Here is a 17432-nt window from a genome sequence, read left to right on the forward strand (position 1 = left end):
AGATGAGATTGATCGGCGAATTGGAATAATATCAAAATAAACAAAGATTATTTTGTACTTTATATAAATAGGAGAAACTTCACTTGTGAAACGTGATTGTCATGTTATTTTTGTTGACTACCCTCTCGATTACTGCTTATGTTGAGCCGTGTTGCTAATTCAGTTTACTGGATGCATCGCTACGTGGAACGGGCCGAAAATTATGCCCGGTTCATGAGCGTTAATTTTAACCTGGCCCTTGATCTGCCCCCCAACGTTGACCAGCAGTGGGAACCGTTGCTCATCGCTACCGCCGATAACTACCTTTTCTACCAATTCTACGCTGAGCCGACCCCCGAGAACGTGATTGAGTTCATGACGTTCGACAAGCGTAATCCGAATTCGATCGTATCGTGTCTGAGCAATGCGCGTGAAAACGCCCGTACGATTCGCGAGGTGATTTCGAAAGAGATGTGGGAGCACCTGAATCAGTTCTACCTGATGGTGCGCGATACGGGGCCGCATCAGGACTGGAGCCAGAACCGCACGCAGAGCTTTTTCACCGACATCCGAAACGGTACGCAGTTGCTGTATGGGATCATCGACGCAACCATCACGCGCAACGAAGCCTGGCATTTCGGGCGGATGGGGCGCTTCCTGGAGCGGGCCGATAAAACGTCGCGGTTCCTCGACGTAAAGTATTTCACCTTAATGCCGGAAGCGGATTCGGTGGGGTCGACCATCGACCTGATGATCTGGTCGGCCGTACTGAAGTCGGTGAGTGCCTACAACATGCACCGCCAGCAGTACCGGACGCTGACACCCTCCAACATTGTGGAGTTCCTGATTCTGGACAAGATGTTCCCGCGGGCGGTGTTTCACTGCATCCGGCAGGCCGAGCTTTCTCTCTACGAAATCTCGGGCAACAACATCAGCCACGGCTTCGGGAACATTGCCGAACGAATGCTCAGTAAACTCCGCACGGAGATTGAGTTCACCGAACCGGCCGACATCTTCAAAACGGGCCTGCACCAGTACCTCGACCGCTTTCAACTCCGTACGAACGAAGTAGGCGACGCCATTTTCGAAACGTACTTCGATCTGAAAGCAGTGGAAGCGTGAATAAAGAGTGAATGAGTAGAGTCGGATCGCCGAAGCGGAGCGAAAATGGAATGTATCCGGCAAAATTCGCTCTTTCGCTCATTCACTCTTTCATTCGTTTGCTCTTCGATCAATAAAATATCGGTAACGTCAGGGCGATGTAGGGGAAACCGGTGCGGTTGCGGAACCGGTTGTTGTCTGCAACAACATCCCGGTTGTCGACAACCATCTCGGTTGTGAGCCACTGATAGCCCGCTTTGACGGCAAAACGCTGATTTATCCGAACACGGGCGTAGACCTCCGTTGCCAGCATTCCGTAATCGTTGTCGCCCAGCAGCCGAAGGTTCCAGCGCTGGGCCCTGGCCCGCTGAAAAGCGTCGGGGCCCTGAAACGGTTTCTGGACCTCGCGGTTCAGGGAATCAACCGCCGTAAATGCTCCGGTCGATGATCGGTAGCGGCCCGTCCGGTAGCGTCGCAGCAACGTAATACCCAGCAGATCCGCACTGGCCCCCACCTCCACAGGGCCAAAATTGAACTGAGCCCGCAAGCCGAGGTTGAACGACGTCATCGTGACGTAGTCGAACCGGACCGTGTCGATATTCTGTACAAGGAGGGATTTGCCCAGCGAGCCCAAACCGGCCTGACCCCGGGTTAGCCGGGCGGGGGCGGTGTAATAGTTCAGGTTATCGCCGTAGAAAGCGCCCAGTCGGCCGGTCCAGCCCAGCGAAAACAGCCGCTGATCGCCGAGGTTGATTAACTGGTAGTAAGTAATCGAAGGATTGTAATAATCATTTTTAATGGCAAGGCCCACATCGAAGCCACCGCGAAGGCGACTGGCAACGGGCGATTGGGCGTATGAGTGAAGAGCGATGGTGGTTAAAAGCGCAACCAGAATTTTTCTCATGCAAACGTATCAGGTCGTTCAGGCGGGCAAAGATAGGCAAATGGTTGAGTGGTTAATTGGTTGGCCTGAACAGCAGACGTCGAATATTATCGTAGCATCTGTTTCTGGATCACCAATTAACCACGTATTCAGTTCATTAGGCGTTAATTTTCAGGACAACTGCCCCCAGAGGTGGTACGTTCAGACATAGGGACTGCGCCCGGCCGTGCCACTTTTCTGCTTCGGAAGCAATCGGATCTGCGTTGACAACGCCACTGCCGTAAAAATCCTGCCTATCACTGTTGAAGATTTCCTGATAGCTCCCCTCCGCTGGAACACCAATGCGGTAATTGGGGCGCGGAACCGGGGTCATATTCAGCACGATCAGCAGCGTATCTTCCGGACGTTCCCCTTTGCGGGCGTAGGTCAATACACTGTTTGTGCGGTCAGTCGTATCGATCCATTCGAATCCTTCCGACGAAAAGTTTTTCTCGTAGAGTGCCGGTTCCGTGCGGTACAGGTGGTTGAGCGCCTTCACACAGGCCGCCACACCTTTGTGCGGAGCGTAGTCCAGCAGGTGCCAGTCCAGACTAACGTCGTATTTCCACTCGCGGGTCTGGCCGAACTCCCCTCCCATGAAGAGCAGTTTGGTGCCCGAGTGGGTGAACATATAACTGAACAGCAGCCGCAGATTCGCAAACTGCTGCCATTCGTCGCCCGGCATTTTGTACACCAGTGATTTCTTGCCATACACCACCTCATCGTGCGATAATGGCAGCATGAAGTTTTCGGTGAAAGCGTACACCGTACTGAACGTAAACTCGTCCTGGTGGTATTTGCGGAAAGCCGGATCGCGCTCGAAATACCGGAGGGTATCGTTCATCCAGCCCATCATCCACTTCATGCCAAAGCCCAGTCCGCCCGCAAATACCGGCCGCGACACGCCCGGGAAGGCCGTCGATTCTTCGGCTACGGTTTGCGCGTCGGGGAATTCGCGGTAAACGGCCTGGTTTATTTCTTTGAACAGTGAAATGGTTTCCAGGTTCTCGCGGCCACCGAATACGTTCGGCTCCCACTCGCCGGCGTTCCGCGAATAGTCGAGGTACAGCATCGACGCTACGGCATCGACCCGCAACCCATCAGCGTGAAAGCGATCAAGCCAGAAGAGCGCATTCGACAGCAGGAACGAACGAACTTCGTTGCGGCCGTAGTTGAAAATATAGCTCTTCCAGTCGGGGTGGTAGCCTTTGCGCGGGTCGGGGTGTTCGTACAGGTGCGATCCGTCAAACTCGTACAGACCAGTGGCATCGCCGGGGAAGTGAGACGGCACCCAGTCGAGATACACGCCAATGCCGGCCTGGTGCAGCCGCTCAATCAGGGTCATGAACTCCTGCGGGGTTCCAAACCGACTGCTGGGGGCGTAGTAGCCCGTGATCTGATAGCCCCACGACGGCGCGTATGGGTATTGCATGACCGGCATGAACTCGACGTGCGTGAAACCCATGTCTTTGACGTAGGGAACGAGCGCATCGGCGATTTCGAGGTAGGTTAGTTCGCGGTCAGGGTCCGACGGGTCGCGTCGCCACGACGACAAATGGACTTCATAGACCGAAATCGGAGCGTTGAGGGCGTTCGTATTCCGGCGGTTTTCCATCCATTCCTGGTCGTTCCACTCGTACCAGGTATCCCACACGACCGAAGCCGTCTGCGGAGGCAACTCCCAGCGGTGGGCGTAGGGATCGCCTTTCTCGAGTTCGCGGCCGCTTTCGTGTACGATAAAATATTTGTACACTTCGCCCCGCCCAATGTGGGGTATGAAAATTTCCCAGATGCCCGAACTGTCCCAGCGGACGTTCATGGCGTGCGTGCCACGATTCCAGCCGTTGAAGTTGCCGATTACCGATACAAACCTGGCTGCGGGTGCCCACACGGCAAAATACGTTCCGATGACGCCGTTATGCTCCACCACATGACAGCCAAACTTCTCGTATAACCGGGTGTGTTTACCTTCCCGAAACAAATGGATGTCAAAATCGGTGAATCGCGAATACATCCCTGACTGCGTGGCCGGTTGCTCCAAAACCGCCGGCTCGGGCGTGGATTGGGCGTCGTGGACTATAGCCGCCTGAACGGCTTCGTCGGCTGCCTTCAGCTTTCGGGCGCGACTGGCCGTTTTAGGATGCGTTAAGGTGGATACGTCGTTGGTTGCGGGTTTCTGTTTAGCCATAATGAAAGATGCTATCGGCAAAAATGTCCGGAAAAATAGTGAAAAACCTCTACCTATTGGATAACCCCCATTTTGAGTAAGCTGTTTACAAATTCGTAAGGAGCGGGCGGGCCATTAGCGGTTGGATAAGCGGGTTGATAACTGGCCTGACGTAGCTAAATGGCAGATACGGACGTAAAATCCACCGATAAAATAGCGACCTTTACGCCGGTTCAAGGCCAAACGAAACCTATGAACTTTTGTTGATACCCCATGATCAGAATTGGACAGATGAATCGGTTGCGGGCGCTGCGGGAAACCAGCGTCGGTGTTTTTCTGGGCGACCGGGATGGTAACGACCTACTGTTACCCAACAAATACGTACCGGAAACGCTGGAGATCGACGACATGATCGACGTATTTGTGTACACCGATTCTGAAGATCGGCCCGTGGCGACAACGCGGCTGCCGTATGTGGAGCGTGATGAGTTTGGATTTCTGGAAGTTGTGGCCGTAACCAACTTCGGCGCGTTCCTCGACTGGGGCCTGGAAAAAGACCTGCTCGTACCGCTGAAAGAACAGCAGCTACCCATGAAGGTCGGGCAGCGGTACGTCGTGTTTCTCTACCTCGACCGGGACACGGGGCGGCTGGTGGCATCCAGCCGGATCAACTCCTTTCTCGACGACGATGCCTCTGACCTGGAAGCCGGGCAGGCGGTGGACCTGATGGTGTATGAGCGGACGGATCTGGGCTATAACGTAATTATCAACAATCGGTACCGGGGACTTTTGTACACCAACGAACTGTTCAAACGCGTAACGGTGGGCGACCGGCTGGAGGGCTACATCAAAACCATACGCCCCGACAAACGTGCCGACGTAACGCTGCAAAAGCCCGGCTATGAGGGTATTGAGCCGAATGCACAGCTTATCCTGGATAAGCTGAAAGCAGCAGGCGGTTTCCTGCCCCTGAACGACGAAAGCGCACCCGAAGCGATTTATCGCACCCTCGAAATGAGCAAAAAAACGTTCAAGAAGGCGATTGGGTCGTTGTACCGTGAGCGGGCGATCCGGATTGAGCCGGATGGAATTCGGTTGGTTTGAGGGAGAATAAGGGCTTACGAAAGAGAAAGTTTATCATTTATTGCTCTTAGGTTAACATAAACCAGATCATACAACTGGGCTGGGCTCTTGTGACTCACCAATTGAGTGCTGCTTTGATGACTAAATGCCCTTTCTTAGTACCTATAGGCTGATAGGTAATCAACAGATCTCTATTTTCGTAAAAGTCTCGTACCGCACTATCCGCAATAATACCTTTTAAGGGAATACGAACGTATTCAGCCGTTTCCGTTCGGAAACTCACGATGGCACTTTTATCAATTACCCCTTCTATCTGATAACGGATGACGACAGGATTGATAAGTTTACCGGGAATAATGAACTGTTGTGGCTTTGATACATCCTCAATAATGTACTCCTGATAAGGGCCAACACCTTGGGAAGGCGGTAAAAAAATAAACAGTACTACAAAGCTTACCAAAAGAAGAACGAATAGAACAATTGCAATTCGAGTGAAGCGAGGTATCCTTTTCATTGCGCATTTGATGATTGTAAATTGGTAATCGCTCTACTTAACATAATACTCACTTATACAACACTTGACTCACCAGTGAATTACGACTTCAACAATGCTTCGGTTAAGCCACCAATTGATCAAGAGAGCTTATCAATGTTTGATTCTAACCACAAAGCTCCATTAGGTAAATCACTTAACGAATTGCTGTTGAAGTTCAATGGTAGTTCCTTTGATGAGTATGTCATTCAAGCCCCTAATGACAAAAAGTGGCTATGCTACACAATGCATGAAAAGTATTTTAGAGTTTATTCCTTTTTTTCCTTAGATGAGATTCAGGATAGGATCGAGTCAATAACAGAGCATTGTCTAGATTATGAGATAGATGTTGAGAGTCCATTGTTTTTTCTCAATTCTATGATTCCCTTTACAGAAGTGGACGGCTTCAATCCTTTATGTATTGTCACTAAAGGCGATGATGAAGGCAAAATTTACCTAGTTGAATGGTATTTTCATCATCAAAACAATGGCAGTCTTCCATTTCCCAGGCAATTAGTGGCCGACTCATTTGAGGAGTTTCTATCTATGTTGAGTCTTGCGGATGAAGACGTACGATACAAAAAGGCAATTTCATCATACTAGAACAAGCTAGATGATTTGATTCAAGAGTTACCGAGAAATTGTACTTTCCCTAAACAGCTAATAGAGTTCTAAACACAGCCGTTCCAAGAATATTTTTCTTACATAAGATTATTTATGCAACAGTTCCCCAAAAAGCACCAAATCCAGCTACTGCAATCAGTAGTCAAGCATTGTACTTTTTCTTGTTATCTGGTCTTCCTAAATAATCTGATCTCAATAACTTTGTTCTTCACAGTATCAAATACAGGTTGAACTTTATACTTTCCTGAATTAAGCAGTTCATAAAAATTCTTTTCCTTGATGATGTTATTCGAGGTATCTCGATAGATGGTTCTTCGATTAGTGCGGTAAGTTTGGCCATATGAAACCATGGAAGTAAGGAAAAAGAACAGATATATAGTCAGCTTCATAGTTTTACATTTCTTTCTAAGATGTAGTTGGTATCTATAATTCCACAAAGATGCCTTATAATAATAGGGAAAAAGTACAATGCTTGACTACTGATTGCAGTAGCTGGATTTGGTGCTTTTTGGAGAACTGTTGAATAACTATCATTATGTCAAGATGAAATTTTTAGAAGGCCTCATTTAAATTAATAAGCGCTTTCCTGGTTTTAGCTAAAGCTGGATGGCTGGTACGCTGCCTTAGGCTCTAATTACCTTCACATACGCCAGCTTCCTGAGAATGCTATAAATCTCCGTCTGCCACTTGCCGATGTAGTGGAGGCAATGGCTGTCGAAGCAGCGGTCTCCTTCGAGCATGATGCAGGCAGCTTCCTGTCCCTGAACGACGAAAGCGCCCCAAAGCGATTTGCCGGTGTAAGTACCCCTAATCTCAGACAGTACCAATTAGAGTTTCTTCGTTTTCAATCACCCTGCTTTTCCACTCTTCGGGCGTGAGATTACCCAATGACTCATGGGGTCTTCTTAGATTATATTCCTCTATCCAATCGCTCGTCAATTGCCGGACCTGTTCAAGGTCAAAAAATAGGTAAGCATCCAAAATAGCCTCCCGGTATAGTCGATTGAACCGTTCAACGTACCCATTTTGCATCGGTTTGCCTGGCTGGATGTATTGAATCTCAATCTTCTCGCCCCTACACCAAAGCTCAAAATCACCCGAAGTAAATTCCGGGCCATTGTCGGTTCGAATGGTCTTGGGCTTTCCTCGTTCTTTTATCACCCGTTCCAACGTTCGGATGATCCTTTTGCTGGAAAGTGAGGTGTCGATCTCAATCGCCAGCACCTCCCTCGTACAATCATCGATGACGTTGAACGTCCGGAATTTACGGTTACCTACCATCGTATCACTCATGAAATCCATACTCCAACTGCTGTTAATTGCGGTCTGTTGTTGCAGCGGATGCTTCACTCGAGTTGGCAGCCTACGCTTCCCCTTACGTTTTCTATTCAGCTTGAGCAGTTTATAAATCCTATACACCTTTTTATGATTCCAGGTCTGGCCAGATCTTCGGATATAGGCAAACAGTTTCCGGAACCCATACGAAGGATGGGCAAAAGCCAAATCCTGCAATACCTCAATCACAGCCGTATCATCCTTCCTGGTGTTATAATAGAATTGCGAACGCGGTAAAGACACTAGCTGACAGGCCCTGCTCACGGGAATAGCGTGCTCCTGAACAATCTCCTCGGCTAATTGCCTTTTGGTGGCAGGGCCCAACCTTTTTTTGTGAACAGATCCTTCAGGATTTGATTGTCCATCGCCAGATCAGCGTACATCTTCTTCAAGCGAGCGTTCTCCTCTTCGAGGTCTTTGAGCCGTTTGACATCGGAAGCTTCCATACCACCATACTTGCTCTTCCAATTATAAAAAGTAGCTTCAGAAATGCCATGTTCGCGGCAAATTTCCTTGGTGGGGATGCCATTCTCCTGCTGCTTAAGGATTTTGACAATTTGGGATTCGGTGAATCGGGTCTTTTTCATGGGAATCAGTTTAAAATTAGCATTTTTCTCTAATTCAAAACTGTCCGAATTTTAGGGATACTTACACCGGCCGCTCGAAATGAGCAAGAAGACGTTCAAGAAGGCGATGGGGGAGCTGTAAAAGGGGCGGGCGATCCGGGTTGAGCCGGATGAAGTTTATCAGGTTTAAAAATTCATCGCCCGGAAAACCGTATTCGTCCTCGCCTTTGCCGGGTTGACTCCCCTTTGCCGGCAGCAGCCGCAGTCAGCATGTAGGTTTGAGTCGTAAAACAACGCCATGTGCTTGGCTCACAAACAACTACGGTATGACGACGGCTGACATCCTATTACTACTGTTTATCATCAATCTGGGGACGGCTTTTGGGGCGGGGCTGTACGAGACCCGTATCATTCTGCCACAATGGTTTTATAAGTCGGCCGGTGATGGCTACCTCGTTAACACAGACGCTATGCGCACCGTTGACTCCGGTCGACAGTTTTGGGCGTTCGTTACCACAGGGCCGCTTACCCTGATTACGTTGGCGAATCTCGTCGCGGCCTGGCAGTCAGCGCCACCCAGGCATGACTGGTGGCTGGCCGCTGCGTTGGTGGCCCTGGTCGAACGGATCAGTACGTTCGCGTTTTTTATTCCAACGGCTATCCGGCTCGAAAAATCGGACAGTCTTCCACTGGCTACCATCAGCCGTTCGGTCAGGTCATGGATGTCGCTCAATTACGTTCGAAGCGCGCTGACGCTGGTAGCGTGGATTTGTGCCCTGTGGGCGTTTTCGTTGTGAGTCTGAATACGTAATTAAAAATTCACGTCGATTACCAGCGAACCTTTATTGGCGGTTATTGGCTGGTAAATTAAAGGGAAATCCCGTGGTATCATTTCGCAGGTCATTTGCTTATCAACAGCACCCGGAGGAAGTTTCAGCGTGTAAAACTCATTGCCAATGGGTAAGCCGCTACTGTCTTGCGTACCGTTAGGAATAAAGACTACTGCTCTGCCGTCGAGGTGGCCTTTCACGTGAATGACGGCGGGAGCATCAATGGTGGTTGTGAAATTGGTAGGCTTAACGGTAAATTCATGGCGCTTAGCTACATCGTCTACGTCGAACGAAGACCCATTGCACCGCTTGAAATAGAGAAGTACACCCAAAAGGAGAATCACAACTAGGATGTACTTGTTCCTGATCACCATGTCATATAACGGTGTTGAGGCAGTATAAGCGTTCGTTTTGAATTGTAGCAAGCTCTACTTCACATACCCCAGCTTCCTGGGAATCGTATAAATCTCCGTCTGGCGGCCGTCGATGTAGCGGAAGTGCTGACCGTCGAACAGACCGTCTTCTTCGAGCATAATCCTGACGGTTTTCTTCCATTCCGGAATCTCCACGGCGGCATTCAGTTCAATCGAGTAGGCCGTGTTGGCGAACAACGGATAATCACCGGGGCCGGGAACGCCCTTCTGCTGGTCCCACAGGCCGATGGTCGGGCCAGCCGCGTGGCCATGCACACCAATGGGGTGGGAGTAAATCGTGCCTTTGATGCCTTCTTTCTGGGCTTGCTCCAGGGCTTCTTTCAGTAACTGGTTGCCGGATTTTCCTGCCTGGAAGCGTTCGGTCAGAATGTCCTGAAGCCGATTCCCCTGCTGAAACGCTTTCTGAATGGCCATTGGTACCTCCGTCTCGCCGGGGCGCAGTACGTAGGCGTGTTGCTGCTGGTCGGTGTTCAGGCGGAGGTACGTAATGCCGAAATCCACGTGCAGCAGGTCGCCGGGCATGATTACTTCACCCGAGGGGCGCTTGGCGAAGGTGCGTAAGTGATCAAACTTTTTATCATCTGCCCGTTGTACGTCCACCGTCGGGTGGAACCAGGTATCCAGCCCCAGTTCCGTAATGCGCTGCCGAAACCACCACACTACGTCGTCGGTCGTGGTGACGCCCGGCTGAATGACCTGCTCCGACAAGCCTTCCTGAACGATCTGGTGCGACAACCGGCAGATGAGCGGGTAGATGGCCAGTTCTTTCGCCGTCCGCGTTTCGAGCCAGCCGACCGCCAGTCGTTCGGCCGGGACGATGCGCTTCTGAAAGTCGGCGGGAAGTTTCGCCATAAACTCGTCATATTCCGTATGGCTCAACCCATCAGCATGCCCATAGTTCTTCGATATGTTAAGGCCTATTTTTTTGGGATTACGTTTCTGGATAATGTCAGCCAGGGCGTCCCACTGATTCGGCCGAACGTCGATGTCCCACGCCCCCTTGAGCAGATTGCCTACGTCGTAGCGGGCAATGGCTAGCTTTTCAACGGGTTCCGGGGCGTCAGCGGACGGCTCTTTGCCCGTATCGAAAAAGACCATGATTGTCCGGCGACGGGCCGACAGCCAGGTCGACGGCAGCATCGTTTTCAGGACGGGGTCCTCGTTGTATTCCCGCGAGATGATGACCCACATGTCGATGCCTTCGCGACGCATGAGCTGCGGCAGCAGGTTCGTGAAGCGGTCTTCCAGAATCTCGTCGACTACCCGGGCGCGTTCCCGTTCAGACAGGATGGTGGGTTGGGGCTGTGCCTGAGCGAAAGCCCACGTTGTGCTGAGTGCGAAAAGAAGGTGTAGTAGTTTGGTCATGCCGGACGTTCAACGTTTCTGGTTCAAAAATTCAGGTTCAACAAGTGGTAGGTTTACCAGTTCATGGCTCAAACCATGAAAATACAAACTTTGAACTTGAATCCTACGCAAACGTTAAACTCCCGGACTAAATGCTTTCTCCATCTGGTCGTGAATCATACGGACGTAGCCGGTCGGGAACATGCGCGTTACCCAATCAATCTGGCGGGCGTCGGCACCAATCAGGACCCGGGCTTTGTTGCGTCGAACGCCTTCCCAGATCTGGCGGGCGGCTTCGTCGGCCGTGGTTCGGGCGGCTTTTTCAAAACTGGCGGCACTTTCTTTATGCATGGCTTTCGTTACGAATCCGCTTTTGCCGATACGGGCGTTAGAGGCAATGTTGGTTTTGATGCCGCCCGGATGCACGCAGGTAACGCCGATGTTGGTATCCAGTAATTCCATGCGTAGCGTGTCCGTGAAACCCCGGACGCCGAACTTGGCGGTGCAATAAGCCGATTGATTCATGACCCCGGCCAGCCCGAAAACACTGGATACGTTGACGATGTGCCCTTCGTTCTGCATGATCAGATACGGCAAAAACGCTTTCGTCATCCGGATCACACCCCACAGGTTGATACTGAGCAGCCACTCGAAATCGTCCAGTTCAGTTTCGGAGAAGGGGCCGCTGCCCAGGGCTACACCAGCGTTGTTGACCAGAATCAGCCGGCGGTCGTCGAGGGTAGGGAGGGTATCTTCGGCGAAGAGCCGAATCGCCAGGGCGTCAGATACGTCGAGCGGTTGGGTGTCTACATTATCGCCGGCCAGCCGGGCGGTTTCGGCCAGGGCGTCTTCGTTTATGTCGGTGGCAATAACCTGAGCGCCTTTGGCTGCGGCCTGGATGGTAAGCTGACGGCCAATGCCGGAGCCGGCACCGGTGATGATGACAGTTGCATTTTCAAAAGGTGTCATGAGTTTAATTTGACGTTGTAGTTCGAGCCGGGCATACGGGCTCGCCTGTCAAACTACAAACTTCAGACCCGAACTACAAACGTCAAATGATAAACCACTACATTTTAACTGCTCTTGTCTGTCAGTAAACCGGTTTGTAACATGGGGATTTCCTCTACGTGGCCCATGTCGCTCAGGCGGATTTTCTCAATCTCCCGAATGACGTCGATGATGCCCTTGAGGGGAATTTTCACCCAGGAAGGCCGGTAGCTGATCTCATAGCCGAGTTCATAAACGGCCTTTTCGAGCAGGTAAACCAGCAATAGGAAGTTCACCTCACTGTTGTTTTTGAACAGCGGGTGTGGTGTGCCGAACTGATCCAGATAGGCATTCAGGAACGTATCCCGAATCAGATAGAACCAGCGGTCAGAAACGCGTTGCAGATGCGCCGGGTCGATGCCCTCCGTCTCGGAAGAGTTGAATAGTTTGGCGCTCACGGCGTAGTGATACGACCGGATCATGCCCGCTACGTCTTTGAGGGGGGAATGCTTTATCTTCCGATCCGAGATGCTGCTTTCGGGCTCACCTTCAAAATCGATGATGACGAAATCGCTACCCGCAGCCAGAACCTGACCCAGGTGATAGTCGCCGTGAATCCGAATCCGCAGCGAACTAAGCGGCCGGGTTCGGAAATCGTCGATGAACTGGTCGATCATCTCCTTGGCTTCCATAAACACCCAGGCCTGCCGCTGCGCCAGCGGGTCCAGCTTGGTGTAGTTATCGACCAGCAGAGCGTATCGGCGTTCGAGCAGGCTTTCCAGGCGTCGGATGATGAAGTTGCGGTATTCGTCCGTAAACGGCTCGGGGGCAAACTCTGGTTCAGCATCCGGTTTGTAGAGGCTACAGTGCATCTCGCCGGTCCGTTTGCCCAGCAACTCAACCCGGTCGAACACGTCCTCCCGAATGGCAAACATCCGGTGGGGCACGGCGTACAGGAAGTCGTTGAGGTAATCGCCGGTCTGCATCCAGCTATCTTTGTCGTTGGGAACCATGCGCTGCACCATACCCAGCGTAATCTCGGTTTCCGGGCGCTGCCACACAATACTGCCCCCAAACGCCGGGATGTGCTGAAAACCGCCAACCTCCGTCAGAAACGCTACCATTTCTACTTCCGGGTTAGTTTCCTGGAAGAGTTTGCGGTAAAGTTTCATGAAGTATTTATCGCCGAAGACCATGGCCGAATTACTCGAATCGACCGGCAGCACCCGCGACGGCAGCGCGCCATCGCCCTCCTCGAGACCTTTCCCCCGGTTAAAAACCAATTGGCCGTCGGTTTGGGGGATGATCTGATCCGTGTGAATGGCCGTAAACAGCGCCTGCCGGAATCGGTCGTCATAAATGGCGTCGATCAGTACGCCGGGATACTCACCCAGAACAGCTTCGCCAATTCGGCCTTTATCGGGAATGTCGGCCAGCCGAAACGGCAGTTCCCGGGCCGTATGATCGGCTACGAACGACACCGGCAGCAGGTACCGCTCCGGCTCGCCGTCGGTATAGCGGGCTTCCAGAATCAACAGGTACGCGACATCTGGTTCGTCGGTCCGGCCTGGAAGGGGCAGGGGATGCACCACCGGAATCGAGAAACCGGCCTGATGCCGGGCTTTGCCCGCAAACCAGCGGCAGGTATTGACGTAGGAAGGCAATAACGTTTCGGCCAGGGCCGGCCAGAACGTAGCATCATTGGCGAGGGTAGACCAAGTAGTTGATGAAGTTAGAGGTTGAGAGGACATAGGCGCTGAACGAAATTAAAACACACGTGTGTAGTGTCACATAGAACATACAACTAATGATTTAGGGCCCTTGTTAGCCAAAACGCCCGGCTTCTACAAACCGGGCGTTATCAAACCTCTTGCTGAAGCGCTTACAGCAGGTCTATGCGGAACAGGTGCATCGGCAGCGTGTAGGGGTCCAGCTCAACGTAATTCCACTCGCCCCGCCAGGTGTAATAGGCACCTGTAAGCAGGTCGTACACTACGTATTCCTGGTCCGGCTGAATGTTCAATTCCCAGATGGGAACCTGCACCATGCCTGCCCGGCGGCTGTAGGCATCGGTGTTGACGACAATCAGCAGGCGGTTTTGTTCGGCCACTTTCACATAAGCCATGATCGCATCGTCGCTGACGGAGCAGAACGTGATGTTGTTGGTCTTCTGCAACGCTGCGTTTTCGTGCCGGATGCGGTTGGTCAGGCCAATGAGGTACGTTAGTTTGTTGGTCCGTCCCCAGTCCCAGTAGCGTACCTCGTATTTCTCGGAGTTGAGGTATTCTTCCTTGTTGGGGAAGGGAATGTGTTCCATCAGTTCGAACGATGGGCCGTAGATACCGTAGTTGCTCGACAGCGTAGCGGCCAGGAAATAGCGAATCAGGAACTGCGGTTCGTGGCCCCCCTGCAAGATATACGGGTTGATGTCGTGCGTGGTCGGCCAGAAGTTCGGGCGGAAGTAGTACTTCATCTCGCTCTGCGTCAGCTCGGTCATATACTCCTGCAACTCCTGCTTGTTGTTACGCCAGGTGTAATACGTGTACGAATGCGCAAAGCCACGCTTGGCCAGCTCCTGCATCACCTTTGGCTTCGTGAAGGCTTCCGACAGGAAGATCATATCGGGGTACTCTTTCTTGACTTCGGCAATCACCCATTCCCAGAACGCAAACGGTTTGGTGTGCGGGTTGTCGACGCGGATCATCCGAACGCCCCATTCGCCCCAGAGCAGCAGCACGCGCCGGAGTTCCAGCCAGAGGTTCTGCCAGTCTTCGGTTTCAAAGTAAACGGGGTAGATGTCCTGATACTTCTTCGGCGGATTCTCGGCGTACTGAATAGTACCGTCAGGGCGCTTCTTGAACCATTCGGGGTGTTCTTTCGCCCACGGATGGTCGGGCGAGCACTGAATGGCCAGGTCCATCGCTACTTCCATGCCGTAGTTTCTGGCGACGGCGATCAGGTGTTTGAAATCGTCCAGCGTACCCAGTTCAGGGTGGATCGCATCGTGCCCTCCCAGCTCCGAACCGATACCGTACGGAACGCCCGGATCGCCCGGCTGCGACACCACGGAGTTGTTCTTGCCCTTGCGGTGCGATGTGCCAATGGGGTGAATCGGAGGCAGATACAGTACGTCGAAGCCCATGCCTGAAATGCGCGGCAGCAAGGCTTCTACGTCCCGGAAAGTGCCGTGGTGGCCCTCCTCGCGCGCAGCCGACCGAGGGAACAGGCAATACCAGGTGCTGAACCCGGCTCTTGGGCGGTCTACTTCAACGGCCAGTTCGGGCGCATGACGGGTAGGGTACTGGCGCTCGGGATACAGGTGAGCGTAATGCAAAAACTGCTCGCTTTCGGCGAAGGAGACCGCTTCGTTGTAGTTATTGCCCTCAGCATCGGCCGAGCCGGTACGGAATAAGGTCGCGATCCGGTACAGTTCAGCCTCATCGTGGGCGTTGCCGGCCTGTCGACCGGCCCGTTGTGCCATGCCTTCGACGTAGGTAGCCCCGGCCAGCAGTTCGCTCGTAATACGCTGCCCGTCGGCAACTTTCAGGTGGATTTCGTGCTGCCACGATGCCGGATGGTCGACCCACGCTTCAATGGTGTAATGATACCGCCCCTGTTTTTCTACCACAAAGGCTCCGCCCCAGCGGTCGTTGATGATCAGTGCCATCGGTGTTTCCTGCCAGGTGTTGTCGTCGCCGTGTTTGTACAACAGACGGGCCGCCAGGTAATCGTGGCCATCCGCAAAGATGTCGGCTTCAACGGCTATAACATCGCCGGGTACGGCTTTGATGGGGAAGCGCCCACCGTCGATTTCAGGCGTTACGCGCTCAATGACGACGCGCTGCTGACCCTGAATGCCGGAAAGTGTAGTCTGAAGAGCAAGCTCAGCGTTGGACTGGGGAGCGCGTTTTTTAGTCGGCTTCTTAGCCGTGGTTGGTGTGCTCATCGCAGCTTCTGGTCGGTTGGTATTAAAAATTATACCGAAATACTACCGACAATGTTACAAAAAAGTAGGTTGTTGTAGTGTGAACATCAATCAGCAGCCTACGGCAACGTAGGGTTATGGTCTTACTGGTTAACTAAAATGAGTTATGTCGAAGACGTTCCAATCCATAAATCCGTATACACTTCACGTTATTCAGGAGTTCGCCGAAGAAACGTCGGCGCAGGTAGACGCCAGGCTGGCGCAGGCCACTGAAACCCAACGAACATGGGTTAGCCGCTCGTTTGCTGAACGGGGTGAGTTGTTTCGCCAACTGGGTACGTATCTGCGCGATAACCGGCAGCGACTGGCCGAACTGATAACCGCCGAGATGGGAAAAATCTTGTCGGAATCGCTGGGCGAGGTGGATAAATGTGCCGGGCAGTGCGACTACTACGCCGACAACGCCGAACGCCTGCTTCAGCCGGACATCATTCCGACCGATGCGCAGGAGAGCCGGGTGGTGTATGAACCGGTGGGAGTAGTGCTGGCTATCATGCCCTGGAATTTTCCGTTCTGGCAGGTGTTCCGGTATTCGGTTCCAGCCCTGATGGCGGGCAACGTCACGCTGCTGAAACACGCCCCGAATGTATTCGGGTGCGCCATCGCAATTGAGGAAGCCTACCGGGCCGTGGGTTTTCCGGAAGGTGTTTTTCAGTCGCTTATCAGCGACGTTGATGCAGTGGAGCGGCTGCTGGCCGACAACCGCGTAGGCATGGTTACGCTTACCGGTAGCGAACGCGCCGGTTCAACAGTCGCCAGTCTGGCTGGGCGGAACATCAAAAAGTCAGTGCTGGAGCTGGGCGGCAGCGATGCGCTCATCGTTCTAAAAGACGCTGATCTGGATAAAGCCGCCGAGGCCGCCGTGCAGTCGCGGATGAGCAACGCCGGTCAGGTGTGCATTGCCGCCAAGCGGTTCCTGGTGGAGAAGCCGGTCAAAGCTGCTTTTACAGAGAAAGTGAAGGCGTTGATTGACGCCATGAAACAAGGCGACCCAACGCAGAACGATACGAAAATAGGGCCTCTGGCGCGGGTCGATCTGGCCGAACAGCTCGAACGGCAACTGCAAACGGCGCTCAACGAAGGCGCTACGTTGCTGTCGGGTGGCGAACGTCGGGATGCTAATTTCCAGCCGACACTGCTGGATAACGTATCGCCGGATTCGGTCGTGTTTCGGGAAGAAACGTTTGGGCCACTGGCGGCCATCACCGAAGTGGCTGATGAAGCCGAGGCCGTCCGGCTGGCCAATCAGTCGCGTTACGGCCTGAGTGCCGCCATCTGGACGAAGGACCTGGCCAAAGCCGACCGGCTGAGCCGTCAGCTGGAAGTGGGCAGCGTGTTCGTGAACGCCATCGTTCGTTCGGATTCGCGCTTACCGATCGGTGGAGTGAAAAAGTCCGGCTACGGCCGCGAACTCTCCGAAGCCGGGATCAAGGATTTCTGTACTGCCAAGACGGTGTATATTGGGAAGACGTAGGGCAGAGGGTATGGTTGATGCGTTCATGTAAAAGCATACCAAATAGAAGGCTTAGCTTCGCGACAAATT

General features: G+C 52.6%; 15 protein-coding genes. 5 read left to right on the forward strand and 10 right to left on the reverse strand.

From position 1 onward, the window contains the following. Positions 1–138 precede the first annotated feature (138 nt). Complete coding sequence (locus tag BN8_RS00375; RefSeq protein ID WP_009279765.1) at positions 139–1101, forward strand: alpha-E domain-containing protein; 963 nt, start codon at positions 139–141, stop codon at positions 1099–1101. Between the two features lie 109 nt (positions 1102–1210). On the opposite strand, the gene BN8_RS00380 is transcribed toward BN8_RS00375, so the two are convergent. Together BN8_RS00380 and glgB are read right to left on the reverse strand one after the other, a co-directional pair. Then, positions 1211–1984, reverse strand: coding sequence for a hypothetical protein (locus BN8_RS00380; RefSeq protein ID WP_009279766.1), 774 nt, complete (start codon positions 1982–1984; stop codon positions 1211–1213). A 136-nt stretch (positions 1985–2120) separates the two neighbouring features. Continuing rightward, a complete protein-coding gene (glgB, locus tag BN8_RS00385) occupies positions 2121–4190 on the reverse strand; it encodes a 1,4-alpha-glucan branching protein GlgB (protein WP_009279767.1) in 2070 nt (689 codons plus the stop codon). Positions 4191–4442: 252 nt separating this feature from the next. Here glgB and BN8_RS00390 point away from each other — a divergent pair, with 252 nt between their 5' ends. Beyond that, complete coding sequence (locus tag BN8_RS00390; RefSeq protein WP_009279769.1) at positions 4443–5273, forward strand: CvfB family protein; 831 nt, start codon at positions 4443–4445, stop codon at positions 5271–5273. Positions 5274–5367: 94 nt separating this feature from the next. Here BN8_RS00390 and BN8_RS00395 read toward each other — a convergent pair whose 3' ends face one another. After that, on the reverse strand, positions 5368–5766 hold the full coding sequence (locus tag BN8_RS00395) for a hypothetical protein (protein ID WP_009279770.1): 399 nt from the start codon (positions 5764–5766) through the stop codon (positions 5368–5370). A 75-nt stretch (positions 5767–5841) separates the two neighbouring features. Here BN8_RS00395 and BN8_RS00400 point away from each other — a divergent pair, with 75 nt between their 5' ends. Further along, positions 5842–6387, forward strand: coding sequence for an SMI1/KNR4 family protein (locus BN8_RS00400; protein ID WP_144051544.1), 546 nt, complete (start codon positions 5842–5844; stop codon positions 6385–6387). A gap of 644 nt (positions 6388–7031) precedes the next feature. On the opposite strand, the gene BN8_RS00410 is transcribed toward BN8_RS00400, so the two are convergent. Beyond that, entirely contained in the window at positions 7032–7235 is a 204-nt protein-coding gene (locus BN8_RS00410) for a hypothetical protein (RefSeq protein ID WP_009279771.1), read from the reverse strand. Further along, a protein-coding gene (locus tag BN8_RS00415) for an IS3 family transposase (RefSeq protein WP_374755517.1) occupies positions 7222–8330 on the reverse strand; the annotation gives its coding sequence in 2 pieces (ribosomal slippage) (positions 7222–8069 and positions 8069–8330; 1110 coding nt in all). The genes BN8_RS00410 and BN8_RS00415 overlap by 14 nt, the downstream gene beginning before the upstream one ends. Before the next feature lie 305 nt (positions 8331–8635). On the opposite strand from BN8_RS00415, the gene BN8_RS00425 reads away from it, so the two are divergent. Next, positions 8636–9106, forward strand: coding sequence for an anthrone oxygenase family protein (locus BN8_RS00425; protein WP_009279774.1), 471 nt, complete (start codon positions 8636–8638; stop codon positions 9104–9106). Between the two features lie 14 nt (positions 9107–9120). Here BN8_RS00425 and BN8_RS00430 read toward each other — a convergent pair whose 3' ends face one another. The 5 genes from BN8_RS00430 to BN8_RS00450 form a co-directional block, all read right to left on the reverse strand. Continuing rightward, positions 9121–9483: a hypothetical protein gene (locus tag BN8_RS00430; RefSeq protein WP_192579005.1), complete on the reverse strand. Its 363-nt coding sequence runs from the start codon at positions 9481–9483 to the stop codon at positions 9121–9123. Positions 9484–9567: 84 nt separating this feature from the next. Continuing rightward, positions 9568–10938: a M24 family metallopeptidase gene (locus BN8_RS00435; RefSeq protein WP_009279776.1), complete on the reverse strand. Its 1371-nt coding sequence runs from the start codon at positions 10936–10938 to the stop codon at positions 9568–9570. A 114-nt stretch (positions 10939–11052) separates the two neighbouring features. Beyond that, positions 11053–11886, reverse strand: a complete 834-nt coding sequence (locus BN8_RS00440; protein ID WP_009279777.1) for an SDR family NAD(P)-dependent oxidoreductase — start codon at positions 11884–11886, stop codon at positions 11053–11055. Between the two features lie 104 nt (positions 11887–11990). Then, positions 11991–13655 (reverse strand): putative maltokinase, encoded by a 1665-nt coding sequence (locus tag BN8_RS00445; RefSeq protein WP_009279778.1) that lies wholly within the window; start codon positions 13653–13655, stop codon positions 11991–11993. 131 nt (positions 13656–13786) lie between these two features. Then, on the reverse strand, positions 13787–15850 hold the full coding sequence (locus BN8_RS00450; protein ID WP_009279779.1) for an alpha-1,4-glucan--maltose-1-phosphate maltosyltransferase: 2064 nt from the start codon (positions 15848–15850) through the stop codon (positions 13787–13789). A gap of 145 nt (positions 15851–15995) precedes the next feature. Between BN8_RS00450 and BN8_RS00455 the strand changes: the two genes are divergently transcribed. Next, positions 15996–17363 (forward strand): NAD-dependent succinate-semialdehyde dehydrogenase, encoded by a 1368-nt coding sequence (locus BN8_RS00455; protein WP_009279780.1) that lies wholly within the window; start codon positions 15996–15998, stop codon positions 17361–17363. Positions 17364–17432 lie beyond the last annotated feature (69 nt).

This window comes from Fibrisoma limi BUZ 3 (assembly GCF_000296815.2).
Lineage (GTDB): Bacteria > Bacteroidota > Bacteroidia > Cytophagales > Spirosomataceae > Fibrisoma > Fibrisoma limi.

Bases quoted from the DNA above. Each gene is read 5' to 3' on its own strand.
- BN8_RS00375 (WP_009279765.1), top strand. From the start codon at position 139: ATGTTGAGCCGTGTTGCTAATTCAGTTTACTGGATGCATCGCTACGTG.
- BN8_RS00380 (WP_009279766.1), bottom strand. From the start codon at position 1,984: ATGAGAAAAATTCTGGTTGCGCTTTTAACCACCATCGCTCTTCACTCA.
- glgB (WP_009279767.1), bottom strand. From the start codon at position 4,190: ATGGCTAAACAGAAACCCGCAACCAACGACGTATCCACCTTAACGCAT.
- BN8_RS00390 (WP_009279769.1), top strand. From the start codon at position 4,443: ATGATCAGAATTGGACAGATGAATCGGTTGCGGGCGCTGCGGGAAACC.
- BN8_RS00395 (WP_009279770.1), bottom strand. From the start codon at position 5,766: ATGAAAAGGATACCTCGCTTCACTCGAATTGCAATTGTTCTATTCGTT.
- BN8_RS00425 (WP_009279774.1), top strand. From the start codon at position 8,636: ATGACGACGGCTGACATCCTATTACTACTGTTTATCATCAATCTGGGG.
- BN8_RS00435 (WP_009279776.1), bottom strand. From the start codon at position 10,938: ATGACCAAACTACTACACCTTCTTTTCGCACTCAGCACAACGTGGGCT.
- BN8_RS00440 (WP_009279777.1), bottom strand. From the start codon at position 11,886: ATGACACCTTTTGAAAATGCAACTGTCATCATCACCGGTGCCGGCTCC.
- BN8_RS00445 (WP_009279778.1), bottom strand. From the start codon at position 13,655: ATGTCCTCTCAACCTCTAACTTCATCAACTACTTGGTCTACCCTCGCC.
- BN8_RS00450 (WP_009279779.1), bottom strand. From the start codon at position 15,850: ATGAGCACACCAACCACGGCTAAGAAGCCGACTAAAAAACGCGCTCCC.
- BN8_RS00455 (WP_009279780.1), top strand. From the start codon at position 15,996: ATGTCGAAGACGTTCCAATCCATAAATCCGTATACACTTCACGTTATT.